This is a genomic window from Novosphingobium sp. GW835-FHT14H07, from assembly GCF_058793515.1.
Genome location: NZ_JBXAFX010000040.1, coordinates 1 through 24,123, shown reverse-complemented (window position 1 = coordinate 24,123; position 24,123 = coordinate 1). Strand labels below are relative to the sequence as shown.

The following is a 24,123-nucleotide window of genomic DNA, read 5'->3' as shown; positions in this document are numbered from 1 at the left end:
CGCCCGGCCTCCGCTTCCCCCCACACGTCATCTACGATGTCGCTGACCCTTCAACTGCGATGTCGCTGTGCAGGCCGCGACGCTCGCTGTCGGCGCGAAAGAACTCCGCGTGGGTCAGTGCATGGTCCGGCCCGAAGGCGGAGATCGCGACGCGCCCCAGCCGACGCTGCGGCGAGCCGCCGCGGCCCATGCGAAACGCCCGGATCTCGTCGATTCCGTATAGCACTTCGCCCACCCCGTAGCGCACCGTGCTAGCGCCATCGTGAAACAGGGCGTCGAGCGCGGGCAGGTCGTCAGCCATGAGCGCGCGTTCGTACGCATCGAACTGCGCTTGCACCTCGGCTAGCACGAGAGGATCGTCGATGGTCATGCGGCTGTCTCCAGGAGAATGGGGTGGCTCCGCGTCAGGCCCTGCGCTTCGAGCATGGCGGCATAGGCAAGCAGTTCCGCGTCGCGTCCCTTGGAAGCAATGAGCTGGACGCCCATCGGCAAGCCGTCGACGGCCAGCGGCGCGGTCACGACCGGCAGACCGAGGAAGCTGATCGGCTGGGTGTAGAGCCCCAGGTTGGCGCGGGCCGGTTGGGGCTTGCCCGCGATCGTGATGAAGGGATCTGCAATACGCGGCGCCGGGCCGTAGGTGGCCGGGGCGATCAGGACGTCGTGGTTGCGAAACGCCGCCTGGATTGCCGCGCCGAACACGGTTCGAAAGGCCAGCGCATCACGGTACAGCTCCTCCGGCAGCGCCGCGCCAGCCAACAGCCGGTCACGGGTGGCGGGATCGTAGGACAGGGCGTCTTCGGCCAATGCGGCGAGGTGCAAGGTCCCGCCCTCGTAGGCAGTGATCAGAAATGCCGCCGATCGCGCGCGCGCGACCCCGGGCAGTTCGACCATCGGCAGGCCGCCAAGGCCCGCCGACAGGGCGGCCAGCGCAGCGGTCATGCCTGGGGCCAGGTCGGCCTGGAACCACCCGTCGAGCAGCGCGGGCCGACCCAGCGGCCTGCCGGGCGTGCGCGCACCTCCCCGCAGCACCGCGTCGACCGCACCGAGATCGGCCGCCGAGCGGGCGAAGGCGCCGATGTCATCGAGCGTGTGGACGAAAGGATAGACCCCGGCCATCGGCAGTGAGCCGTGGGTCGGCTTGTTGCCGTAGATCCCGCAAAGGCTGGCCGGGATGCGGATCGAACCATTGGTGTCGGAACCCAGCGCGAATGGGACGAGGCCCGCCGCCACCGCCGCCGCCGACCCGCCCGACGAACCGCCGGCGAACCGGCTGGGATCGTGCGGGTTGCGGGTCTGGCCCCACCGCGCATTGTCGGTGACAAAGCCATAAGCGAATTCGTCCATGTTGAGCGTCGCCACGAGCACGGCCCCGGCTGCGCTCAGTCGTGCGATGGCCGCAGAGTCTTCCCCTGCGGGCTCGGCCTCGGCCAGCCGCCCTGCCCCCGCCGTCGTCGCCAGTCCGGCGACATCGAACAGATCCTTCACCCCATAGGGCACGCCCGCAAGCGGACCGGGATCTTCCCGCGCCGCCAGCCTCGCATCGACCGCCGCCGCCTCGCGTAGCGCACGATCGCGCAGCGTGCGGGTGACCGCGTTGATCCGCGGGTTCAGCGCTTCGATCCGGGCAAGCGCCGCCTCGGCCAGGGCGATCGCCGACACACGCCGCGCCGCGACCGCCGCGGCGGTCTCCAGAACGCCCATTCCCGCAAACTCGCCGATCATCGGACAGGGCCCCTCAACGTATCTGTATGGACCTGCAGCAGCCGCGCGTTCGCCGCGACGCCCGGCACGCAGGGCTCCGGCAAGGTGATGCCGATCCGCGCCGCCACTTCGTCGGCCAGGCGCGCATCGGATTGGGCGAGCGCGACGAAAACCTGCCCCACGGGCGCAGCGGCATGGCGCGGCGGCACCGCAACCGCCTGCTCGGGCCACTGCGCGAAGTTGAGCACGCTCCCACGCGAACGCCACGCCGCCACTTCGCCGAGGTCGATATCGGCGTAGGTCCAGCCAGGCTGCGAAGGCTCGCCGCTGGCAACGACGCCGTCGTGGGGAGTGTTGCCGTCGGGCGGGCAGAAGACCCCGGCCGCACCTTGGTTCTCGTCCAGCGCGGGGAGCCAGTCCGCCAGCCCCACTGTCGAGGCCTGGACCACGAAGCACTGGTTCTCCAGCGCGCGGGCCTGCGCCCCGATGCGGACCCGCCAGAAGCCCTGCATCGTGTCGGTTGCCGACGGCGCCAGGATCAGCCGCGCTCCCGCTTCGGCCTGGGCACGGGCGATGAGCGGGAACTCGACATCGAAGCAGATCGCGATCCCCACCAACCCTGCCGGTGTATCGATCACCTGGATCGTATCGCCGCCGCTGACGCCCCACAGTTCGCGTTCGAACCGCGTCATGACGATCTTGTCCTGGTAGCCACCGCCGCCGTCCGGGGTATGCAGCCTGGCCCGGTTGACGACGATCCCGTCGTCGCGCCGGAACGGCCGGCTTCCACCTAGCAGCACGATCCCGTGCTTCACCGCGAGCGCCCGGCAGGCGGCATCGTATGCTTCGCCCAGCGCGATGACGAGTTCGAGCGACGCCGCGAGATCGCCGGCGGCGGCGGGATCGGTCCCGGCCAGTTCCATCGCCGCATATTCGGGAAAGACCAGGCAATCCGCTCCCCTTACCACTGCCTCCTCGACCCAGCGCGCCAGCTTGGCCTCCCAGGCCTCGAAACTGGGGAGTAGTTCGATCGGATATTGCGCGGCGGCGATCCTGATCCGGTCCTGGGTGATCCCTTCCGCCATCACAGCCGCCGCGCCCAGAATTGCATTTGGTGGAAGGTGCTGATCGGCCTGTCGCGGTCCTTCCAGTCCATCGCCGTGGTCACGCCGTCCAGCGGCGCATAGCCGCGCTTGCGCCAGAACGACGCCAAGTCGCGCGCGTTCTCGGGCCGCAGCGGGTGGCGTTCGCCGCGCACGACCGCGCAGAAGGTGCAGGCAGTCGCCCCGGCAGCGCGGGCCGCCGCCTCGCGCAGGTCGAAGAAGGCGTGGCCGATGCCGCGCCCACGATAGTCCCCGAGCAAAACGGACTCGCCGAAACAGAACGTGTCGTCCGCCGCAAAGCCCGCGCGGACGAGCGGCTCGGACAGCGCAGCGGGCTGCCGCGCAAGCCGCGACGCGGTCGCCGCGCCGACCGCCCGGCCATCGTGCCGCGCGACGATCATCACCGCGGCGGGATCGCTCAGGAACTCGGCGAGATAGGCCGCCTCGTCCACTGGATTGCCGTTGTAGAGATAGGGCCAGTCGCGAAACACTGCCATCCGCAGCGCGGCCAGGACCTGCAGGGTCTCGAGATCGCGCGCTGCGGCCTCGACGACCACTTCGCCCCGTAATGCCCGCCGTTCCGCCAGGGCATCCATCGCTCAGGCAGCCTCGACCTGACGGATCCAGTCCGCCATGTTGTAATGGTTGCTGACCCGAGTGATCCAGTTATCCCGAAGTTCGAAGAAGGCGCCGACGCGCAGGCGATAGGCCTGGCGGTTCGCGGGCGGAAGGCCTTCGTCGGTGACCAGGTATTGCCCCTCAAGCATGAACTCCGCCGCAGCCCGCGAGCCGTCCGGAGATGTCATGATCACCGGGTCGATCACGGTCTCCCGGTACGACCGGTTCATGTGTTCGAGAAACTCGCGAAACCGGGCGATGCCTTCGCGCGGGATGCCCTGGCTTGGCTCGTGCACGACCGCATCGTCCAGCAAAGCGAGCATGCCTGCCGTGTCTTGACGATTGAACGCATCGTAGTAGGCGCGCAGGATCTCGGCGGCTTGGTTCGGCACGGCAGGCTCTGGGCGCGTCATGCCTGGCCCGCCGACGGTCGGTTCAGCCGCTCGGCGTGCCAGCGCAGGTGGGCAGCCATAAAGGTCGAGATAAAATAATAGCTGTGATCGTATCCGGCGCGCAGGTTCAGCTCCAGATCGATGCCGGCGGAATCGCACGCCGCGGCCAGCAGATCCGGACGCAGCTGCGTCTCAAGGAATTCGTCCGCCGCCCCCTGATCGACGAGCAATCCGGGCACCCGCGCCCCATCCTCGATCAGGGCGACAGCATCGTGTCGTCGCCAAGCGCTGGCGTCGGTGCCGAAATAGCCGCTGAAAGCCTTCTGCCCCCAGGGCACCAGGCTAGGTGCCACGATCGGCGAGAAGGCGGATATCGCCTTGAACCGCTGAGGAAAGCTAAGCCCGATGGTCAGCGCGCCGTGTCCGCCCATCGAATGGCCCATGATCGACTGCCGCTTCATGTCGACGGGGAAGTTCGCCGCGATCAGGGCGGGCAGTTCCTCGGTGACGTAGGTCCACATGCGATAGTTCGCGGCATAGGGCGCCTCGGTCGCATCGACGTAGAACCCTGCGCCCAGCCCAAAGTCATAGGCCGCCGCGGGATCGTCGGGAACACCTTCCCCGCGCGGACTGGTGTCGGGAGCGACCAGGATCAGCCCGAGTTCGGCGCAGGCGCGGCGGAACCCGCCCTTCTCGGTAACGTTGGCGTGGGTACAGGTCAGCCCGGACAGATAATAGACGACCGGCAGCTTCGCGCCCGGCGTGAAGTCCGGCACGAAAACCGAGAAGGTCATGTCGGTGCCGGTCGCGACCGAGCTGTGGCGATAGACGCCCTGGGTTCCACCGTGACTGCGGTGGGCCGAGACACGCTCGACCTGGGGTTGCTCGAGGACCGCCTGTTCAGACAAGGATCGTCTCCGGATTGGCGATGCCCTCGGCCTGGAGCCGCTCGGCCAGGCGTTCGACCACCGAGGCGCGGACCGGCTCGCCCTTGCGCAGCTTCTGCCAGGTGTTGAGGCTAATCCCGTAGGTCTCGGTCACGCAGTCACGGGTATGGGCGCGCAGGCGCCGGGCCATCTCGTCGATGGTGCCGCTGGCCAGTTTGGCGCGCGCGATGCCGCCTGCCGCGCTGTATTCTTGGCGCTCTTGCATGGGACCGCCCTCAGAAAACCACGACGGAGCGAATCGATTCGCCCGCGTGCATCAGATCGAAGCCCTTGTTGATTTCCTCCAGCGTCAGGACATGGGTGATCATCGGATCGATCTCGATCTTGCCGTTCATGTACCAGTCGACGATCTTGGGCACATCGGTGCGCCCCTTGGCCCCGCCGAAGGCGCTGCCCTGCCAGACCCGGCCGGTGACCAGCTGGAACGGCCGCGTCGAGATCTCTTTGCCCGCCTCGGCCACGCCGATCACGGTCGATACGCCCCAGCCGCGGTGGCAGGCTTCCAGGGCCTGGCGCATGACCTCGGTGTTGCCGGTGCAGTCGAATGTGTAGTCGGCCCCGCCGTCGGTCAGCGCGACCAGATCGGCGACAACTTCCGCCGTGGTCTTGCCCTTGGGGTTGTAGAACTGGGTCATGCCGAAGCGGCGACCCCATTCCTCGCGCTCGGGGTTGATGTCCACGCCGATGATCCTGTCCGCGCCGACCAGCCGTGCGCCCTGCAGCACGTTGAGGCCAATGCCGCCCAGGCCGAAGACGATCACGTTGCTGCCCGGTGTCACCTTGGCCGTGTTGATCACCGCGCCGACGCCCGTGGTTACCCCGCAGCCAACGTAGCAACTCTTGTCGAATGGCGCGTCCACGCGGATCTTGGCTACCGCGATCTCGGGCAGGACGGTGAAGTTCGAGAAGGTCGAGCAACCCATGTAGTGATATACTGGCTGGCCCTTGTAGCTGAATCGGGTTGTGCCGTCGGGCATCAGTCCCTGGCCCTGGGTCGCGCGGATTGCGGTGCAGAGGTTGGTCTTGCCCGACAGGCACGACTTACACTGGCGGCATTCCGGGGTGTAGAGCGGTATCACGTGATCGCCCGGCTTCACCGAGGTGACACCGGTGCCAACCTCGCGCACGATCCCCGCGCCTTCGTGGCCCAAGATGCTCGGGAAGATTCCCTCGCTGTCGAAACCGTCGAGCGTATAGGCGTCGGTATGGCAGATGCCGGTCGCCATAATCTCGACCAGCACCTCGCCCGCCTTGGGGCCTTCCAGATCGAGCTCGACGATCTCTAAGGGCTTTTTCGCTTCAAAGGCGACTGCGGCGCGGGTCTTCATCGGTATTCTCCGTCAGTAAGGGCTGTGAGGATCGGCCTGGCCTGGTGGCCTCAGCTTCCCCGATAGGTCGAATAGGAAAATGGCGAAACCAGCAGCGGCACGTGGTAGTGTGCATGTCCGTCTATCCCGAAATCGATCGAGACGACGTCGAGGAACGGCGGATCGGGCAACGCAATCCCCTGCCTGCGGAAGTAGTCGGCTACCGCGAAGCTCAAGCGATAGGTTCCGGCATCCAATGCGAGGTCGCGCAAGGCCGGGCACCGGCCATCGGCGTCCGTCGTGCCGCTGAACAAGGTTTGTTTCCCCGCGACAAGCGTCAGCGCGAGACCGGCGGCGGGACGCCCGTGAGCGGTGTCCAAGACATGGGTGGACAGGCTCACGCGACGTGCTTCCAGGGTTCCTGGCCGGCGACGAATTCGGGTTCGTCATAGGCCAGATAGTCGGCGACGATCCTGTCCTGATCGTCGAGAAACAGCTGGTCCGCAACGCCGGCCGCGAGGCGAGGCAAAGCATGCTTGAGGCCCGAGATCGCGGAGGCCGAGAGGCCGAAGTTGATCAGGCCCGAATAGTTGAATGCGAACAGACCGTGAAGCACCCGCTCGTCTTCCGCGGTCCGCCCGAGCAGTTCGAAACCCGCACCGAGATAGGGATGCGCGTCGAGCACCGGGCTGCGCTCCTCCGCCTCGCCAGCCAGGCGGTCTGCCCAGCGCAGGATGCGGTCGGCAACCAGGGCCAGCTCGGGCCGCAAGGCCGGATCGGTGACCAACCCGGTCGACAGGATCAGGAAATCGAAGGTCTCCTCACCCTGCGGGGTGGTGACCCGTACCCCGTCGGCAGTCTCTGTCACGCCAAGCCACGGCGCGCCCAAGTGCAGGCGAAAGCCAGGATAGCTTGCCGCGCGGGAGAAGGTGTCGTTGGTCGGCGGCTGGTTGCGGTCGAAGAAGCTCCGCATGAAACGGTACTTCATTTCGTCACCCAGCGCCGGAAAGCGGGGGATCAGGCCAGACTGTTCCATGAAGCGGATCGGATTGACCGCGGCCAGCTCCTTGCGCCTTACGAAGACATCGACCGATCCGGCGCCCAGGGACAGCGCATGCTGCGCATTGTCGAAGGCCGAGGCTCCACCGCCAAGAACCGCGATCCGCCGCCCCGCGAGCGCCGCAAAGTCGATCGCTTCGGATGTATGGGCATAGCGAGTACGCGGCAGCGACTCGACCATCTTCGGCGTCTGCCACCGCCCGCCGCCCTGAATCCCGGTGGCGAGGACGACCTTGCGCGAAAGCAGCGAGTCGCCCCCCGCCAGGTGAAGCCGGAAAAGGCCGGGCGCGACGGGCTCGACCAGTTCGACCTTGCTGCCGTTGCGCACAGGCAGGTTCAGCACTCGGCGATACCAGCGCAGGTATTCCATCCAGTCGCCGCGCGGGATCTTGTCGAGCGCCGCCCAGCCTGCGGGCCCGTGGAGCGCCTCCCAATAGGCCCGGAAGGTCAGCGAGGGGATTCCGTAATCAATTGAGGTCAGGTGCTTCGGAGTCCGCAGAGTGACCATGCGAGCATAGGTCGCCCATGGGCCTTCATATCCTTCCGGGTTCTCGTCCAGCACCAGGATGTTGCCCACCCGCTCACGCAGCAGACCGAAGGCCGCGCCGAGGCCACTCTGTCCGCCGCCCACCACGATCACGTCGTAAACATGTTCATCGTCATGCGGGACGGTGCGCGTCCAGGCCGGGCCACCCAGCCCGAGGCACTCGAGATCGTGCCTCACCCGTTCTTCGTGCTGCGCCAGGGTCATGCCATGTCCTCCAGCCTAAGCCTTACGATCTCGCCGATCTGCGCGATGGCGGCGGCGAATTCGGTCGGCCGGTCGTTCTCCAGCCGCGACGCCATCGCCGCCAGGATGCCGGCCTTGTTGGTAAGCCGAACGCAGATGATGAAAGGGAAGGCGAATTTCTCGGTGTAGCGGCGATTGAGATCGTGGAACCGCGCGAACTCGTCCGGGTTCAGGCGGTCGAGCCCGGCCGAGGCCTGCTCGGCGGCCGAGGCGCTAGTCAGCGTTCCGTCGATCGCGGCCTTGCCCGCGAGTTCGGGGTGCGCGCGGATCAGCGCCAGTTGCTCGTCGGTCGTGGCCGCCCGCACCACCTCCATCAAGCCCGCGTGAAGATCGGCCAGCGGCAGGCGCCGCGCCGCACGCTCAACCACCCAGGGCGAATGCTCGAACAGTTCGCCGTAGCGGGCGACGAAGGCAGTAGCCGCATCAGTCATGGGGGTGGGCCTCCAGCCAGTGCCGGGCGATGTCGATCCGCCGCGCGATCCATGCGTCGCCGGCGGCGAGGACGTGATCGACGAAGCGGGCGACCGCTGCGGCGCGTGCCGGCTTCCCAGCGATCCGACCGTGCAGCCCGATCGACATCATCCGACCGCCCTCGGCACGCAGGCATTCAAAGGTGTCGCGCAGGTAGCGGAATAACTGCTCGCCCTCGGTGAAGCCGTTGAACGCGACCATCTTCATATCGTTGGCGTCGAGCGTATAGGGCACGATCAGTTGCGGCCGGCCGTGGCGCACATCGTAGTACGGCACGTCATCGGCATAGGAATCGGCGTCGTAGACAAAGCCGCCCTCTTCTACGACCAGCCGCGCTGTGTTGGGCGAGGTGCGGCCCTGATACCAGCCGAGCGGCCGCTCCCCCGTGACCCGCGTATGGATTTCGACTGCGCGGGCGATGTGCTCGCGTTCGATCTCCTCGGGCACGGCCTGGTAGTCGATCCAGCGATAGCCGTGGCTCGCAATCTCCCAATCTGAGCGCAGCATGGCCTCGGTTGCGGCGGGGTTCATCTCGAGCGCAGCGGCTACGCCGAACACGGTCACCGGCGCCCGCCGCTCGGTGAACAGGCGGTGCAGCCGCCAGAATCCAGCACGGCTGCCGTATTCGTAGAGGCTTTCCATCGCCATCGCCCTCGCCGGATGGCTCGCAGCGCCAACCATCTCGGACAGGAACGCCTCCGAACCGCGATCCCCGTTGAGGACGGAGTTCTCCGCGCCTTCCTCGTAGTTCACGACGAACTGCACCGCGATCCGCGCGCCGCCCGGCCAGAAGGCGGGGGGCGGCGTCTCGCCGTAGCCGATCAGATCGCGCGCCGTCATACGGCGTCCCACGCGGCCAGCGCGGAGGCGACGGCCTCGCCCGGCGGGCAGGCGAAGCCTTCGGCGCGCAGAACGGCCTCCAAAGCGCCCAGCGTAATCAGAACCTTGTGCTTGCGCGCGTTGTACCCCATCGCGCCGAAGCGCCAGACCTTGCCGGCAAGCGGACCGAAGGCGGTGCCGATCTCGATCTCGAAGTCCTCACGCAAGCGGCGGCGGACGGTCTCGCCATCGACTTCATCGGGAATGAACGCCGCGGTGACACTGGTCATTCGGTGGCGTTCGTCGCCGAACAGCGTCAGGCCTAGCGCGCCGAGCCCGGCCGCCATCGCCCGCCCGGCGGCACTGTGCCGGGCATAGCGCGCGGCGAGGCCTTCCTGCAGCATGATCCGGGCGCATTCGCGCGCGCCGTAGAGCATGGTCGTCGCCTCGGTGTGGTGGTTGAGGCGCTTTTCCGACCAGTAATCCATGATCATGCCCAGATCGAAATAGTTCGACCCGATGACCAGACCATCTCCGTCGCTGAACTCATCGGTCCGCAGCCCGAGTTCGACATGCCGGCGGCGGCCTATGTGCTCGGCGGCGCGGTCCGAGATCGTGATCGGCGCCGATCCGGAAGAACCTCCCAGGCACTTCTGCAGGCCGCCGGTGACGATGTCCGCCCCCCATGCATCGACCGAGAGTTCCATCCCGCCGATCGTCGCCGTGGCATCGACATAGAGCAAGGCGCCGGCATCGCGGCACAGCGCGCCGAGGCCGCCCAGCGGCTGGGCCATCGTGGTCGAGGTGTCGCCGTGGATTGTCGCGACCAGACGCGGCGCGGTGCGCTGGATAGCAGCAGCGATCGCATCCAGCGGCACCACCTCGCCCCAGGGGGCCTCGACGGTTTCGATCCGCGCGCCGATCCGCCCGAGAATTTCCGTCAGGAGCAGACCGAAGCGCCCGAAGTTCACGACCAGAACGACGTCGCCGGGCGAGACCAAGCTGACCAGTGCTGCCTCGATCCCGGCCCGGGCCGTGCCGTTGACAAGGAATGTCCAGCGGTTGTCCGTGCCGAAGATCGGTCGGTAGAGCGCCATGACCTCGTTCATGTAGCCGGTCATTTCGGGATCGAACTGCCCAAGTAGATCGGCCGACATCGCGCGGAGCACGCGCGGGTGGGCGTTGACCGGACCGGGTCCCATCAGCAGGCGCTGCGGCGGGTCAATCTCGCCAAAGAAATCATGCATTGCGGAGTCCTTCCAGGTTTTCGATGAAGCGCAGCATGACTCGCGCCGCAACTTCGACGTCGGACACGGCCACGCGTTCGGCAGGGTTGTGGCTGATCCCTTCCGCGCATCGGATGAACAGCATGGCCGTGGGGCATAGCGCCGACAGGATCATCGCATCATGCCCCGCGCCCGACATGAGCCGGCGGATGGGCACACCCTCGGCCCCGATCGCCTGATCCAGCAGGTCCATCAGCGCGGGATCGGAGGGGCTCGCAGGCAATTCGTGCAGGAGGTCGGCAGCCAGTTTGATCCCGCGTTGCGCGGCGATCGCATCGAACCGGTCGAGCAGCGCCGCTGCCAGACCCGCGCAACCCGCGTCGGTCGCGGCGCGCACGTCGAGCGTGAAGCGGACCACTCCGGGGATGACGTTGGCGGCGCCGGGCGCAGCGGCGATCGTTCCCACGGTGGCGACATGCTCGCCGCCCGCGGACAGGGCCAGCGCCTCGGTCGCGAGCATCATCTCGGCAGCGGCGGCCAGCGCATCGCGGCGGAGCCCCATGGCAGTCGTCCCGGCATGACCCGCACGGCCGGTTAGCTGGATCGCGTAGCGCTTCTGCGCCGCAATGGCCGTCACGTTTCCCACGGGCAGCCCCGCTGTCTCAAGCGCCGGCCCCTGTTCGATATGGGCCTCGAAATAGGCGAAAGCACCCTCGTGACGCGCCGCCGCGTATTCGCCGAAACTGGCCGCGACGGGCACGCCTGCTCTGGCGCCATAGTCGCGCAGCGCCTGGAAGAAGCTTACCCCCTGCGCATCGACCGGCTCGTGCGCAATATCGCCCAAGGTGCCCGCAACCGCCCGGCTGGCTAGCATCGCCAGGGGGAAGCGCGATCCCTCCTCGTCGCCAAAGGCATAGACCTCGATAGGAAATGAAGGTCGCCTACCCGCCGCGTGCAACGCTGCGACGCACTCGATCCCCAGCATAATCCCCAGCGGACCGTCATAGCGGCCGGCATCGCGCACGCTGTCGAGGTGACTGCCGATGATTAGCGCCGGACCGGAGGCAGTTCCTTCGTAACGGCCAACCAAATTGCCCGCCACGTCGATCCGCACCGTCATCCCGGCCTCGGCCATCCAGCTGGCCACGGACTGCTGCGAGGCGGCATAGGCGGGTGTCAGGTAACCGCGGTGAAGCCCGCCCGCCATGTCGCTGTAGGGAGCATGTCCAAGCGCGTCGCAGCGCTCGACCGCACGAATCCCGCCTACCACGTGCCGACCCCGCCGTCCGAGCGCGGATCGGTCGCGCCTTCCAGCAAACCATCCGGATGCCGGACAATCGCCCCGGCATGCCCCATGGTCGACGTAAAGGCGCCCAGGACTTCGACATCGTGGCCAGCGTCGCGCAGCGCGGCGAGCACGGTGTCGTCGATGCGACGTTCGAGCTTGAGCGTGGTGCTCGTCTCGCCCCAGGTGCGGCCCAGCAGCCAGCGCGGCCGGGTGATGGCCTCCTGCAGCGGCACCCCGAACCAGGCATAGCGGCTGAACACGGCTGCCTGGGTCTGCGGCTGGCCTTCGCCGCCCATCGTGCCATAGGCCATGACCCGGCCATCGTCGAACCGGGCCAGCGCGGGGTTGAGCGTATGGAACGGCTTGCGCCCCGGTTTCAGGGCGTTCCAGCCCTCGTCCGCCAGGCAGAAGCTGGAGCCGCGATTCTGCCAGGTAATCCCGGTTTCGGGTAGTACGAGGCCAGAACCGAATTCGAAATAGGTCGACTGGATGCAGCTCACCACCTGGCCGCGCCCATCGGCTGCCCCGAACCACGTCGTATCGCCCAGCGCCGCATCTTGGGGCCAGGCAAGGGCCCGCTCGCGGTCGATCGCCGCAGTCATCGCGTCGAGCCCGGCGGTATCGTCGAGGATAGCCTGCGGCGCGACGGGCATGTAGGCCAGATCGCCAACATGGCGGTCGCGCACAATGAACGCCTGCTTGGTCGCTTCGATCAGGCCGTGCAAGTGGGCGAAGCCTTCGCCTTCGCTTACACCGAGCCGGTCGAACAGCGCGAGGATCAGTAAAGAAGCCAGTCCCTGGGTCGGCGGGGCGGTGTTGAACAGGCACGCATCCTTGACCGCGATCGTCAGCGGATCGGGCTTGGTCGCCGCATGATGCGCCAGATCGTCTTCGCTGACCGGACTACCCAGCTTCGCCAGATCCTGGGCGATCGAACGCGCCAACTTGCCCTCGTAGAAATCCTGCAGGCCGTTCTCAGCCAGTGCCCGCAGCGTCCTCGCCAGCGCGGGCTGGCGCAGCAACTCGCCCTCGCGCAGCGGGCGGCCTGCGGGGGCGAAAGTCGCGGCATAGGCGCCGGGCTGATCGACCAATTCAGCGTGCTTGGCCGCGGCGAGCTCGGCCCCGCCGCAGGTGACGGCGACGCCTGCTTCCGCGAGGTCGATTGCGTCGCGCAACAGCCGGTCCAGCGCAAGCGTGCCGGCATCGTCGGCCAGAGCGCGCTTCCAGCCGGAGATCGTGCCGGCGACCGTGTTGGCCGACAGCGGTCCGCGCCAGGGGATTTTGCTCATTCCTGCATAGAGCCCGAGGTTAGCCTTGGCCGCCGCGCCGCCGCAGGCGTCGATCGCGTGAACCCTGCCGTCGGGCTCGTGGATCAGCCAGAAGCCATCGCCACCGATTCCCGTCATGTGCGGATAGACTGCCGCCAAGGCCGCGGCGATGGCGACGCAGGCCTCCACCGCGGTGCCGCCATCCTTGAGCACGTCGCTGCCGGCCTGGCTGGCCAAGTGATGTGGCGAGGTCGTGATCCCCTTGTAGCAGCGCAGTGAGTGCATCATTCGGGAAGTTCTCGCATAGGTGGCGTCTGGCCATGTCTGCCGATGATCCTCGCTCGCAAAAAGAACATTTTATAGACCATAGTGATGCCGTTTTGCGGACATCCCCGACTGTACAGGATCGTGGCTGATCAAGCCCCCGAAACAAAAAAGGCCGGCGGAAGCCCCTGGAAGGGGTTCCCGCCGGCCAGGGCCGTTCGCAGGGCGAGACTTCAGCCCGTCAGGCCAAGCTCCCGCAGCGCCTTACGATAGGCGACCGAGGATCGGTCGGCCGCGAAATGCGCCTCGTCGTCGAGTTCAAGCGGCAGATCCTCGGGCGACTGCGCCTCAACGATAGCCTGATCCTCGGCGAAGATCTGAGCGTTGAAGGCGTAGACATCGTCAACCGAGCCCGTCATGTCGAAATTGCGGACCAGCGGCACGTAGAGCGTAGTCCGCCGCGCCGAGACAGGCGTAGCGATGTTCATGATCCGCAGCACGCCGCCCTCGGGAAAGTCCACTGTCAGAAAAGCGGTATAGGGCGGGTGGACATCGAAGACACGGCGCCAGACGAAGCCTTCAGGCTCGAGGTGCTGCAGCGCCTTGGGAAAGTTGCTGATCCCGCTGATGTATGTGCTGCGGAAGCCGTAGTCGGTCGATTTTGTTTGGTAGACCGGCACCACAGGGTTCTCGCGGTCGGCGAAGGCCTCGTGGTGTATCCAGGCGAAGTGGGCGACGTCGATGAAGCCTTCGACTTGGCGGCCCGGCGAAGCTTCCATCGCCACCGGCGGGCACAGGATCGCCTGGAAATGGGCATCATCCCATTCGGGAAAATCGGGAATCCCGCCTTGCGCATTGTCGGGATCGAGACAGGTCCAGACCAGTCCGTAGCGCTCGGTCGCCGGCAGGGTGGTCGCCCGGAAGCGATCGGAGGGCACGACGTTGGGCTGCGCAGGAATCCGCACACAGCGCCCGTCGTTGGCGAAACGGAGGCCGTGATAGGGGCAAACCAGTTCGTCGTTCTCGACCCACCCCATGCTCAGCGGCACACCGCGATGCGGGCACAGGTCGCGCGCGACGCTGATGCCTTGAGTTGTCCGATAGACCACCAGATTCACGTCGAGCAGGACCGATCGCACAGGCTTGTCGGCCAGATCCTTGACGCGGGCGATCGCAAACCAGAACCGCGAGAGGACTTCCCAGTCGCCTTCGGCATAGGTGCAGTCGCGCGGCCGACGGACGAACGGTCGGGGCGGTGCGACGGCCGACGGTTCGTCGGTCCGCTCCGCCAGCAGGGAAATCGTCTCGCTCATTCCGGGGTCCCCCGGAAGTTGATGCGCAGCGCATTGCCATCGGGATCGCGCAACACCGACTGATACCAGCCGTAATAGGTAGTGAACGGCTCCTTCACAATCGTCGCCCCCAGATCGCGCGCCTTGTCGGTCAGGGCGCGGACTTCGTCCTGGGATTCGACGTCGAAGGTCTGGAACACGCGGTCGCCCGGCGTTTCCTGTGGGGTCAGGCCAAGCAGGTCGTAGGCGTCGGGCGCGTTGAAGCCCAGCCCGGTCCCCCCGGCGAAGAAGGCGCGGAAGATCGGCGTGCGGCTGACGAGGTTCTCCTCAAAGCCGAACAACTCCCCATAGAATTCGGCCATGCGGTCGATGTCGGCGGTGAAGATGTTGGTATAGGTCAGGGCTGGCATCGGTTAATCCTTCACGCGGCGAGGCCGTAGGTCTTGCGATACATTTCGGCGATGTGGCCGCCGACAGTGGTTTCCTGGAAGTCGGGCTTGCCGCCCGCCGGCAGGCAGGTCGGCGCGCAGCGCACCTCGTAGAAGTAGTTCGGGTCGAAGAAGGTCGGCACCGAGAAGCGGTCGCGACCGCTGTGGTTATTGAGCACGCGGTGCATGTTCGCGTGGTAGAGCCCATTTGTCAGCACTCGGACCATCTCACCCAGGTTGATGACGAACGTGCCCGGAATCGCCGGGGCAGCGATCCATTCGCCCGCGGCGTTTTCCACCTCGAGCCCGCCGACGTCGTCCTGCAACAGGATCGTGATCATGCCCCAGTCGGTATGGGCTCCTGCGCCGATCTGGTTGAACGCAGCCGTTTCGGGCTGAGGCGCATAGCGTAGCAGCCGGCTGTTGAAGAGCGGCTCGGCCAGACCATCGGCAAAGTAGGTCTCCGGCAGGTCGAGCGACAGCGCGATCAGGCCCATCAGGTGTCGGCCAACGCGGAACATCTCGTCCATGTAGGCTTCATAGCGCCTGCGGAAACCGTCTGGCTTGCTAGGCCACTGGTTCGCGCCGCAGTTCGGCACGCCATCGCGGACATAGGGATGATCGTCGTCCAGATCGCAACCGATCAGAAAGCCTTCCTTGAGATCGGGCGGTGAGCCGTCGTCGAGCGTCTGGATGCCGGGAACCTCGTAGCCGCGCATGCAGGCCGACTTGCGCGCATCGACCGCCAGCTTCTCGGCCAGCGGCAGGCTGAAGAAGTCGCGCGCAAGCGCGAGTTGCCCGTCCATCAACTCCTGCGCGACGCCGTGATTAGCGATGTAGAAGAACCCGGTGTCGCGGGCGCTCTTGTGGATTTCCCAGGCCACGGCCCGCTTGAGCGCCGGGTCGTCGGAAAAGCTAGGGGCCAGGTCGATGACCGGGATTGTCGTGGCGGGTTTGGGCGGGGTGTACACGATCATGGGCGATCCTCCTGCAGGCAGCGCGACATCATGCGGCCTGGGTCTCCTTGAACTTGGGGGTGTCGTTCATCTGGTTCATCTTCATATCCAGATGCTCGATCGAGGTGGTCGGCGCGTATTTCGCCGCCTGGCCAACCGCGCAGGTCGGGATGCATTCGATCACCGCGTCGTAGTTGGGCTGGTGGAAAAACACGAGCGACTGACGGCGGCTGCCCACCCCCTGCGCGCGCGGCGGATTGACCACGCGATGCATCGTCGAGACCCATTCGTCGTTGGTCCACTGCGCCATCAGGTCGCCCAGGTTGATGATGAAGGCGCCAGGCACGATCGGCACGGGTTCCCAGCGCCCGTCGGCAGTCAGCACTTCCAGCCCGCCGGGCTTGTCTTCGGTCTTGAGGATGGTCAGCCCGCCGTAGTCGGTGTGCGCGCCAGCCCGGAGCTGACCGACCTCGAGTTCCTCGGGCTGGTCGGGATAGTTGCTGACGACCAGGTTCGTGATGTGCTTGTCGATCTTATCGGCGAACCAGTCGGCGGGCAGGTGCAGCGCGCGCGCGCATAGTTCCATCAGCAGTTCGGCTAGGCCGGCCATCTCGCGGTAATAGTCGATGATCGCCGGCTTGAACGCGGGCACATGGGCATCTGGCCAGATGTTCTCCTGGAAGATCCGCCGCGCGGTTGGCGTGGTGAAATAGGGGTCCGCTGGGTCGAGATCGAACCGGCCAACGTTGTAGTATTCGCGGTGATCGGGCTTAGCCCCGTCCTCGCCGATCGTGCTGGCGAGGTTGCCGGTCTCGATCCCGAAATAGCCCCGGTAGATTGCCGGGTCGGGCGAACGATACTTGGCTTTGTCAGCCGCAGGCAGGTCGAACAGGCTGCGCGAAGCCTCCGTCGCCGCGTCGATCACCGGCTGCGGCACGCCGTGGCCGGAGACGACTAGAAACCCGATGCTGCGCGCCGCCGCGCCGACTTCATCGGCGACCTGCTGCTTTTCCGCTTCGCTTCCCGTCCGCGCCTTGGTGAGGTCGATGACGGGAACCACGCTGCCCGCGAACTTCATGCTATCCTCCTGTATGGACGGGCGACGCCGTCGAAAGTGTGGTGTTGTCGATGGATGGTTCGCGCGCCGCCGCCTTGCTGGGACGCAGGAGCAGGTTGAGCGCGATCGCGGTCACGATCCCCAGCAGCACGCCGCTGTGCAGGAACGGGGCCAGCACCACCGGCGCCTCGGCGAAGAACCTGTCCGACATGGTTGGGATCAGGCCGACCCCCAGGCTTACCGCGACGATCATGACGTTCTCACGCGAGGAGTCCAGCCCGGTGGTGGCCAGCGAGCGGATGCCCGAGGCGGCGACCATGCCGAACAGCACCAGCGCTGCACCGCCCAGAACGCTTGGCGGCATGGCCGCGACCAGCGCCGAGAGCTTGGGGAACAGCGCGAGGCCCAGCAGAATCGCGGCGGCGCCGACGCAGACGAAGCGGCTGCGCACCCCGGTCATGCTCACCAGCGCGATATTTTGGGCGTAGGAGGTATAGGGAAAGCTGTTGAACAGACCGCCGATCACCGCGCCCATGCCGTCGGCCCTCAGTCCGCGCGAAAGGTCGCGGGTCGAGACCGGCCGTCCGACGGCATCGCCCAGCATCATCAGCATGCCGCTTGATTCGACGAGCGTGATCAGCAGGACGATGACCATCGAGGCTATCGCGGCGAGATCGAAAATCGGCAGGCCGAAGTGGAACGGCGTGACCAGTTGCAACGCGGGCGCGGTCCCCACGGCGGCGAAATCGACGATACCAAGCGCGATCGCCAGGGCATAGCCTACGGCCATCCCGATCAGGATCGCGCAGTTCTGCAGGAAGCTGGCGGCAAACCGGGTGACCAGCAGGATCGTCGCCACGGTGATGCCGGCGAGCAGCAGGTTGGCCGGCGATCCGTAGTCCACCGCGTCTTGCCCGCCGGCGGCCCAATCGATCGCCACGCCCATCAGCGAGAGCCCGATCAGCAGCATCGCCGTGCCCGTCACTGTCGGGGTCAGTACCGAGCGTAACCGGCCGACGAACGACACCAGCGGAATGACGATCAGGCCGGCGGCGATCGCCGCACCGTAGACGCCCTGCAGGCCCAGCCCGGGCTGGCCGGCGATAGCGATCGCAGGCATCACGCCCACGAAGGTCACGCCCATCATGATTGGCAGACGGATCCCGAAAGGACCGACGCCCAGGCACTGCAGCAGCGTCACCAGGCCGCAGGCGAAGAGATCGGCGCTGACGAGATAGGCCGCGTGCTCGGGCGGAAGCTTAAGCGCCGAAGCGACGATCAGCGGAACCGTGATCGCCCCGGCATACATAGTCAGCACGTGCTGGAGTGCCAGCGCGCCCAGCGCCCCGGCCGGTGGAACGGCATCCACCGGATGGGGATAGGCCGTCTCAGAAGTCATATTTCACCGAAGCGATGACCTGGCGGGGCGGGATGTACATGTCGCTGGTCGTAAAGCTGCCGAACGGATTGGAATAGCGCGACGCCACCCCGGCATTGTCGAACAGGTTCGTCAGGGTCAGGCCGATGGTCAGCTTGCTGTCGTGCGGGGTCAGCGTGAAATTGGCGTTCACCTGAGTATAGCTCGGCACCACATCGCGCGCGCCGTCGTTGAAGATGCGGTACTGGAACTTGCCACGATAGATCAGTTCGGCGTGCGAGCGCAGCGTTCCCAGCGAGCCGAGTTCGAGTGTGTGGGTCGCCCCAATCGAACCCTGCCATTTGGGCAACTTGGGCGGCAGGTTGCCGTTGGTGTTGCGGGTCTGCTGGGCGCGCAGGTTGATCGTATAGGCATCGAACGGACCGTAACCGAGTGCCGCCGCCGCGACGGTGGCGGCATGGGCGCGCGACGGGTCAAGCGTGATGTAGTCCCCAACCAGCTTGCCGCCGAGGTATGTGACGTTGCCGTCGAGCTTCAGGTTGTCGGTGACCTGGACCACCGCCTCGGCCTCGGCGCCCCAGATGCGGGTCTTCGGCACGTTGGAGACGCCGCCCTGGTAGGGCACCGGATCCTCCATCTGGTACTGGAGGTTCTTGTAGTCGTAGAAGAAGGCCGCCGCGTTCAGCGTGACGCGCCCATCGGCGAAGCGGTTCTTGGCGCCGAGTTCGTAGGACCAGACGTGTTCCGACTTGTAGGTCAGCGGCACCAGCAGCGGCGTGCTGTTGTTGCTGACCCCGCCTGGCTTGTAGCCGCGCGACACGCTGACGTAGACCATGTTGCGGTCGCTCAGCTCAAAGTCGAGTTCGGCCTTGCCGGTCAGCGCGCTCTCGCTGGTCTCGGCGAACACGGTCGGCCCGAAGATGTCGAACAGCGTGCTGTTACTGCTCTTGAACTTGTCATGGTTGAAGCGCAGGCCGATCGTCGCGCTGAGCCGGTCGGCGAACTGGTACTTGCCTTGGGCGAAGGCGGCGTAGCTGTAGCGCTTCTGCCGGGAATTCAACGCATAATCCAGGTTGTAGGGATAGTTGGCGAAGGTCAGCGGCAGGATGAGGTTGAAGGTCGGCGAAACATCGGTTCCTTTGTATTCCAGGATATCCTGCTTGAGGTTCTGGTAGAGGAAATAGGTGCCTATGATGTAGCTGAGCGGCCCGTTGCCATTCGATGTCAGGTTGAATTCCTGGCTGAAGGCATCGACTCCGTTGTCCCAGTACGGCTGCACGTCATAGGCGCCGAGCGAGGCGTAGTTCAGCCGGTCCACGTCGATCTGGTTGTGGTTGCGGGTCCTCTGGTACGAGGTCAGCGACTTCAGCGTGCCGAAACCCAAGTCGTAGCGCAGGTCGGCATAGGCCAGGAAGAAGTCGAGCTGGTACTTGTTCGGATAGTCCTGCGAGATCCGGCGCGGATCGGGATCGGGATCAGCCACATGCTTCTGTGCTGCGCCGTTTTCGTCTGCAGTGAAGTACTGCGCAGTAAGCTGGGCCGAGAAGCTGTCGCTCGGCTCCCACAGCAGCGAAAGCTTGGTCGAGAGTCGATCGGCATCGTCGAGGCCGTAACGGCCGTAGCTGGGCGCCAAGCCCGTCTGGACCGCAAAGCCCTTGTGATAGTAGCGTTGGACCGTGCCGCGGATCGCGAGGGTATCGGTCAGCGGTACGTTCAGAGTGGCGGTGCCGCGTACGAGATCGTAGTTGCCCAGTTCGAGCTGCACCGATCCACTAAACTTCGCCATATCGGGCTTCTCGGTAATGGCGTTGATGATTCCGCCGGTGGCGCTTTGCCCGAAGACCGTGCCCTGCGGCCCGCGCAGCACTTCGACGCGCTTGAGGTCGAGGAAATCCTGCTGCAGCGCATAAGGGCTGACCACATAGACTCCGTCGATGTGGAACGAGGTGCCAGGCTGGGCGCTGAGGTTGTCCGATGCCTCGTAACCCACCCCGCGGATCGAAACCACACGGACGAAACTGCCGCTGTTCGCTACCGTAAGGCCGGGCACGAAGCCGTTCATGTCGATGAGTTGGGTTACGTTTGATTGCGCCAGCCTGTCTGCACCAATCGCTGTGATGGCGAGAGGAGCGCGCTGGAGAGTGGTTTCCTGCTTTTCACCGGTAACGATGATTTCCTCGCCCGCATCGGCCTCGGCTGCCCCCACATCGACCGTCGCGGCGTCCGCGGTAGCCAGACTTTCCGCCGCCTCCGCGGCATGCGCCGTCTGGCTGAGCCCCAGGAACACCGGGATCATCGCCCCTGCCAGAAACCGCGCTTTGTGCCGCATCGAAACCATGTGTCTTTCCCCGTGCCAGGACGGCCTCCTGACCGCCCAAACTGTTTTCTCCTCTCGTTTTTTGCTCTCCAATCTGTGTGCCATTGCGCTGCGACCTAATCCATATCAGAATACAGCACTCACTGTTCGCAAAATGTGATCACCTGGAGAATCTGCGATGTTGCTTGGCCGAGCCGCCCTATATTTTGATGAAGTCGCCCGGCGAGGTGCCCTGCGGCGGGCGGCCGACGTACTCCACATCGCACCATCGGCGGTGGACCGACAGATCATCCAACTCGAGGAAGAGCTGGGCACCCAGCTGTTCGAGCGGACCCCCACCGGCATGAAGATGACGGCGGCGGGCGAACTGCTGATCGACGGGGTCAGGCGCTGGCGCCGTGACCTGCAGCGGATCCGCTCGGAGATTGACAATCTGGTCGGGCTGCGCCGCGGCAGCGTGGCCATGGGCTTGGTCGAGGGCGCGACCGAATTCACCGCCCTGGCCATCGCGATGTTTCAACGGCGCTATCCCGCCATCCAGTTCCGCATGGAGGTGTTCGGAGCGCAGGGCGTGATCGATAATGTACTGTCTGGCGACATCGATGTTGGCATTACCTTCAACCCGCCCGACAACCCCACCATCCGGCTCGATCGCACGATGATCTATCGGCTGGGGGTCATCGTCCCGCCCGCACACGAGCTGGCAGGCCGACAGGAAATCTCCCTTAGCGAATGTGCGAGCTATCCGCTGATCATTCCCAGCGATAATCTTTCACTTCGCCGTGTCCTGGACACGGCCTGGGGACGGCATGTCGGCGGCTCTCCGCGGGCGATCGTGGAAGCCAACAGCATCGGCCTGATCAAATCGCTTACCATCCGCGGCGTGGGGGTCGGCTGGCTGACTGCCTTCGACGCCATCAGCGAAATTGACGCGGGGGCGCTGGTGTTCCTGCCGCTCTCCGACGAACGCGTCGACCTGTCGACGCTGTCCATTGTCAGCGCTGCCGGGCGGACGCTATCGGTACCAGCGTCATTGTTAATCCAACACTTATCGCAGACGATGGATGAGCATGGGGTGCCCGTTATTTGATGTTCGCTTCTATTAGCAGATCGAAACGGGAATTCAGGGTCTACGAGTGGCCGTCTGCCGTAAAGCGAGTTGTCTGTTCACGTCCCAACCATTGCGACGGCGAACAGTAAACCATTGGCACAGCTTAGCGCGAGGAATCCTAGCCGAATAGATCACAGCGTCATCAGTTCTAAACTCGCGATACCGCACGAATCCACTCCTCGATTTCCGCCTCGACCCAAACTGCACATTTGGGCCCCAGCGATCGCGACCTCGGGAATCGCCCTTCGCTCATCCGCTGATAGATGGCTGAACGACGTAGCCCGACACGGGCCATCACTTCCGGCAGTCTAAGAAGCCGGGCCGCCGGAACTGCTTCGGCCAGTTGAGGGACGTGCGTTTCATCTTGTATTGAATTCGGCATTGCGGGTCTCATTCGTAAAGTTCGGTCCCCTCCGAACTTTCAGGCTTACCGGGGCATAGACATCGTGATGTCCCGATTGGCGAAATCATCGATGTGCTTGGCAAGCATTCGCGCCACGAGCTGGGCCGTGCCGCCCGCCCAGCGGGGCCTCAGATCCTCGATCCGGCGGCCAAGGGTCCGCTGAAGATGGACGGGCAGGCTGGTGAAGAATTCTTCGAGAAACTCGCCCATCTCGCCATGCATCCACTCGCAAGCGAGATCTTCCTGACCGGCGAGAGCGAGGATCATGCTGGCTCGCGGGTGAGCTCCACAGGCGGCAAGCACACGAGCTGCTTCGTCGAGCCCGATGGGCCGCTCACCACGCGCAACGCGAAGCAGGGTCTCGCGATGCATCCCACATTCATTGGCGATCCTGTGGCGGGGCTTGCCTGCTGCATCGATCGCATGGGCGAGCACCCGAGCCAGGCTTTCATTGGCCGGTCTGGCGGCGGCAGTTGGATGGTACATGGTTGTCTCCTAGCTTCTGCACTGGTGCGACTCGCAGGCATAACGCGAAGCATCTCATGTAGGAAAATGAAAAGAACATAGACAGAACATCTCGTTTATCGGGGAATTAGTTCCTCTGCCCGAGTCGTCGGCGGATCAAGACGTATCCGGCGGCGATCTTCGACACAAAAACCCCATATTATCGTCATTATCGCTGTTGAAGACCGACAAGCGCTGAAAAATGTGTCCGCATCCTTCCGTCTCCAAAGCGGATCGGATGCCAACCCTTTCCTACGATCGTTTCCTAGATGCATGTGGAACACACAGCGAACGCAAGAACGCTGTGCCCCCCCTCCAACCGGAGCTTCACATGCAGTCTCTCACCCTCCCCCGGCGCGCCAGCGTCAATGGTCTCGGCAGGACCCTCAACATTGCCATCCCGGTCGCAGTCGCAGCGCTTGCGGCGAGCGCCGCCTACGCTGGCGCGGATACGACCTTCACCCCTGCCCTCACCAAATTCACCTACGTCATATGTTCTTTATATGTTCTCACTCGATTCGGCTATACAAGGATCGAGAAATGACAATGAAAGCTATCTTGATCGCAGGCATCGCGATCACCTCTGCTATCCCCGCCAGAGCCCAGGATTTGCCTGCGCCAGCCACAATCGAAGTGCCCGCCAGCCACACCGAAGGGTTTCGGATCGCTGAAACATCGAACGGCTTCCAGCTGGTCGAACATGGGCTCTGGCGATCTGCCCAAGACGACCCGGCACCTGTTATGACTGTGCCGCAAAATGTTCGGGTCAACCTGCCCTACAGATACGAGCCAAAGGCCCAACCTGGCCCATCCGGCTTCAGGCGAGCAAGCTACCTGCCCCACATCTATGCGGCGGAAGCGAAGTATTCACTGCCCGCAGGCCTGCTCGATGCACTCGTTTGGACGGAATCTCGCTACAACCCTTTGGCCGTCAGTCCGGCAGGCGCGGCGGGGCTTGGGCAGCTGATGGCCGCAACGGCAAAGGACCTCGGGGTCTTCAATCGCTTCGATCCAATGGCTAACATCTTCGGCGCTGCGCGGTATCTGCGGCAGATGCTCGACAAGTTCGGCGTGGTTCACCTCGCGGTGGCTGCCTACAATGCTGGTCCAGCGGCGGTCGAACGCGCAGGCGGCATTCCCCGCAATGGCGAGACGCCTGGATATGTCCGCGAAGTCCTTCGCCATTGGCGCTTCTAGAGATCGGCTCGAAATGGCTGGAGCAGGGTCCATAGTCCTGCGTTTTCTGGCTGGGTGTTTTTTTAGCGGATTCGATCCCCTCTGAGATTAGCCGTCTTTGGCCTCGGCTGGGTACTTGGCTGCGATCTGCATTACCTCCTTACCCCACAACTGTAGCGCGACATCGTCGGTGACTGGTCAGCGACATTGATGGTGATGTGTCAGCGGTGACGTTGGGGATAGTGTCA

26 protein-coding genes are annotated in these 24,123 nt (G+C 65.1%); 3 read left to right on the top strand and 23 right to left on the bottom strand.

Annotated elements, in window-relative coordinates; all coding sequences use genetic code 11:
- Positions 1–31 precede the first annotated feature (31 nt).
- The 21 genes from AC1Q5P_RS20705 to AC1Q5P_RS20605 form a co-directional block, all read right to left on the bottom strand.
- Entirely contained in the window at positions 32–370 is a 339-nt protein-coding gene (locus AC1Q5P_RS20705) for an AtzH-like domain-containing protein (protein ID WP_492519920.1), read from the bottom strand.
- Entirely contained in the window at positions 367–1,722 is a 1,356-nt protein-coding gene (locus AC1Q5P_RS20700) for an AtzE family amidohydrolase (protein ID WP_492519919.1), read from the bottom strand. The genes AC1Q5P_RS20705 and AC1Q5P_RS20700 overlap by 4 nt, the downstream gene beginning before the upstream one ends.
- Positions 1,719–2,786, bottom strand: coding sequence for a carbon-nitrogen hydrolase family protein (locus AC1Q5P_RS20695; RefSeq protein WP_082395434.1), 1,068 nt, complete (start codon positions 2,784–2,786; stop codon positions 1,719–1,721). The genes AC1Q5P_RS20700 and AC1Q5P_RS20695 overlap by 4 nt, the downstream gene beginning before the upstream one ends.
- Positions 2,786–3,400: a GNAT family N-acetyltransferase gene (locus AC1Q5P_RS20690; RefSeq protein WP_492519918.1), complete on the bottom strand. Its 615-nt coding sequence runs from the start codon at positions 3,398–3,400 to the stop codon at positions 2,786–2,788. Before AC1Q5P_RS20690 ends, AC1Q5P_RS20695 begins: the two co-directional genes overlap by 1 nt.
- Positions 3,401–3,403: 3 nt before the next feature.
- On the bottom strand, positions 3,404–3,835 hold the full coding sequence (locus AC1Q5P_RS20685; protein ID WP_054725615.1) for a ketosteroid isomerase-related protein: 432 nt from the start codon (positions 3,833–3,835) through the stop codon (positions 3,404–3,406).
- A complete protein-coding gene (fghA, locus tag AC1Q5P_RS20680; RefSeq protein ID WP_492519917.1) occupies positions 3,832–4,722 on the bottom strand; it encodes an S-formylglutathione hydrolase in 891 nt (296 codons plus the stop codon). The genes AC1Q5P_RS20685 and fghA overlap by 4 nt, the downstream gene beginning before the upstream one ends.
- The gene (locus tag AC1Q5P_RS20675) at positions 4,715–4,966 is read right to left on the bottom strand and encodes a hypothetical protein (protein ID WP_145923365.1); all 252 of its coding nucleotides are present in this window, start codon (positions 4,964–4,966) and stop codon (positions 4,715–4,717) included. The genes fghA and AC1Q5P_RS20675 overlap by 8 nt, the downstream gene beginning before the upstream one ends.
- Before the next feature lie 10 nt (positions 4,967–4,976).
- Positions 4,977–6,089, bottom strand: a complete 1,113-nt coding sequence (locus AC1Q5P_RS20670) for an S-(hydroxymethyl)glutathione dehydrogenase/class III alcohol dehydrogenase (protein WP_054725608.1) — start codon at positions 6,087–6,089, stop codon at positions 4,977–4,979.
- Positions 6,090–6,139: 50 nt separating this feature from the next.
- The gene (gene uraH, locus AC1Q5P_RS20665) at positions 6,140–6,469 is read right to left on the bottom strand and encodes a hydroxyisourate hydrolase (protein WP_054725606.1); all 330 of its coding nucleotides are present in this window, start codon (positions 6,467–6,469) and stop codon (positions 6,140–6,142) included.
- Positions 6,466–7,878 (bottom strand): FAD/NAD(P)-binding protein, encoded by a 1,413-nt coding sequence (locus AC1Q5P_RS20660; protein ID WP_054725603.1) that lies wholly within the window; start codon positions 7,876–7,878, stop codon positions 6,466–6,468. Before AC1Q5P_RS20660 ends, uraH begins: the two co-directional genes overlap by 4 nt.
- Positions 7,875–8,348: a 2-oxo-4-hydroxy-4-carboxy-5-ureidoimidazoline decarboxylase gene (uraD, locus tag AC1Q5P_RS20655; RefSeq protein ID WP_054725600.1), complete on the bottom strand. Its 474-nt coding sequence runs from the start codon at positions 8,346–8,348 to the stop codon at positions 7,875–7,877. Before uraD ends, AC1Q5P_RS20660 begins: the two co-directional genes overlap by 4 nt.
- Positions 8,341–9,228, bottom strand: coding sequence for an allantoinase PuuE (puuE, locus tag AC1Q5P_RS20650; protein WP_194917487.1), 888 nt, complete (start codon positions 9,226–9,228; stop codon positions 8,341–8,343). Before puuE ends, uraD begins: the two co-directional genes overlap by 8 nt.
- The gene (locus AC1Q5P_RS20645; protein ID WP_054725592.1) at positions 9,225–10,454 is read right to left on the bottom strand and encodes a pyridoxal-phosphate-dependent aminotransferase family protein; all 1,230 of its coding nucleotides are present in this window, start codon (positions 10,452–10,454) and stop codon (positions 9,225–9,227) included. The genes puuE and AC1Q5P_RS20645 overlap by 4 nt, the downstream gene beginning before the upstream one ends.
- A complete protein-coding gene (locus AC1Q5P_RS20640; protein WP_492519916.1) occupies positions 10,447–11,703 on the bottom strand; it encodes an allantoate amidohydrolase in 1,257 nt (418 codons plus the stop codon). The genes AC1Q5P_RS20645 and AC1Q5P_RS20640 overlap by 8 nt, the downstream gene beginning before the upstream one ends.
- Positions 11,697–13,277, bottom strand: coding sequence for a gamma-glutamyltransferase family protein (locus AC1Q5P_RS20635; protein WP_492519915.1), 1,581 nt, complete (start codon positions 13,275–13,277; stop codon positions 11,697–11,699). Before AC1Q5P_RS20635 ends, AC1Q5P_RS20640 begins: the two co-directional genes overlap by 7 nt.
- Before the next feature lie 209 nt (positions 13,278–13,486).
- Positions 13,487–14,566 carry a Rieske 2Fe-2S domain-containing protein gene (locus AC1Q5P_RS20630; RefSeq protein WP_492519914.1) on the bottom strand — a complete coding sequence of 360 codons (1,080 nt, stop codon included), beginning with the start codon at positions 14,564–14,566 and terminating at the stop codon, positions 13,487–13,489.
- Positions 14,563–14,955 (bottom strand): VOC family protein, encoded by a 393-nt coding sequence (locus AC1Q5P_RS20625; protein ID WP_054725580.1) that lies wholly within the window; start codon positions 14,953–14,955, stop codon positions 14,563–14,565. The genes AC1Q5P_RS20630 and AC1Q5P_RS20625 overlap by 4 nt, the downstream gene beginning before the upstream one ends.
- A gap of 11 nt (positions 14,956–14,966) precedes the next feature.
- The gene (locus AC1Q5P_RS20620; RefSeq protein WP_054725574.1) at positions 14,967–15,950 is read right to left on the bottom strand and encodes an isopenicillin N synthase family dioxygenase; all 984 of its coding nucleotides are present in this window, start codon (positions 15,948–15,950) and stop codon (positions 14,967–14,969) included.
- Positions 15,951–15,978: 28 nt separating this feature from the next.
- Positions 15,979–17,007, bottom strand: coding sequence for an isopenicillin N synthase family dioxygenase (locus AC1Q5P_RS20615; protein WP_054725572.1), 1,029 nt, complete (start codon positions 17,005–17,007; stop codon positions 15,979–15,981).
- A 1-nt stretch (position 17,008) separates the two neighbouring features.
- On the bottom strand, positions 17,009–18,385 hold the full coding sequence (locus AC1Q5P_RS20610) for a nucleobase:cation symporter-2 family protein (protein WP_492519913.1): 1,377 nt from the start codon (positions 18,383–18,385) through the stop codon (positions 17,009–17,011).
- On the bottom strand, positions 18,375–20,702 hold the full coding sequence (locus AC1Q5P_RS20605; RefSeq protein ID WP_492519912.1) for a TonB-dependent receptor: 2,328 nt from the start codon (positions 20,700–20,702) through the stop codon (positions 18,375–18,377). Before AC1Q5P_RS20605 ends, AC1Q5P_RS20610 begins: the two co-directional genes overlap by 11 nt.
- 157 nt (positions 20,703–20,859) lie before the next feature.
- Between AC1Q5P_RS20605 and AC1Q5P_RS20600 the strand changes: the two genes are divergently transcribed.
- Entirely contained in the window at positions 20,860–21,771 is a 912-nt protein-coding gene (locus AC1Q5P_RS20600) for a LysR family transcriptional regulator (protein WP_492519911.1), read from the top strand.
- Between the two features lie 169 nt (positions 21,772–21,940).
- On the opposite strand, the gene AC1Q5P_RS20595 is transcribed toward AC1Q5P_RS20600, so the two are convergent.
- Together AC1Q5P_RS20595 and AC1Q5P_RS20590 are read right to left on the bottom strand one after the other, a co-directional pair.
- Positions 21,941–22,174: an AlpA family phage regulatory protein gene (locus AC1Q5P_RS20595; RefSeq protein ID WP_492519910.1), complete on the bottom strand. Its 234-nt coding sequence runs from the start codon at positions 22,172–22,174 to the stop codon at positions 21,941–21,943.
- Positions 22,175–22,219: 45 nt separating this feature from the next.
- The gene (locus AC1Q5P_RS20590) at positions 22,220–22,681 is read right to left on the bottom strand and encodes a hypothetical protein (RefSeq protein ID WP_054725559.1); all 462 of its coding nucleotides are present in this window, start codon (positions 22,679–22,681) and stop codon (positions 22,220–22,222) included.
- Between the two features lie 349 nt (positions 22,682–23,030).
- Between AC1Q5P_RS20590 and AC1Q5P_RS20585 the strand changes: the two genes are divergently transcribed.
- Both AC1Q5P_RS20585 and AC1Q5P_RS20580 read left to right on the top strand, forming a co-directional pair.
- A complete protein-coding gene (locus AC1Q5P_RS20585) occupies positions 23,031–23,243 on the top strand; it encodes a hypothetical protein (RefSeq protein ID WP_492519909.1) in 213 nt (70 codons plus the stop codon).
- Positions 23,240–23,896, top strand: a complete 657-nt coding sequence (locus AC1Q5P_RS20580; RefSeq protein ID WP_492519908.1) for a transglycosylase SLT domain-containing protein — start codon at positions 23,240–23,242, stop codon at positions 23,894–23,896. The genes AC1Q5P_RS20585 and AC1Q5P_RS20580 overlap by 4 nt, the downstream gene beginning before the upstream one ends.
- Positions 23,897–24,123: the final 227 nt, after the last annotated feature.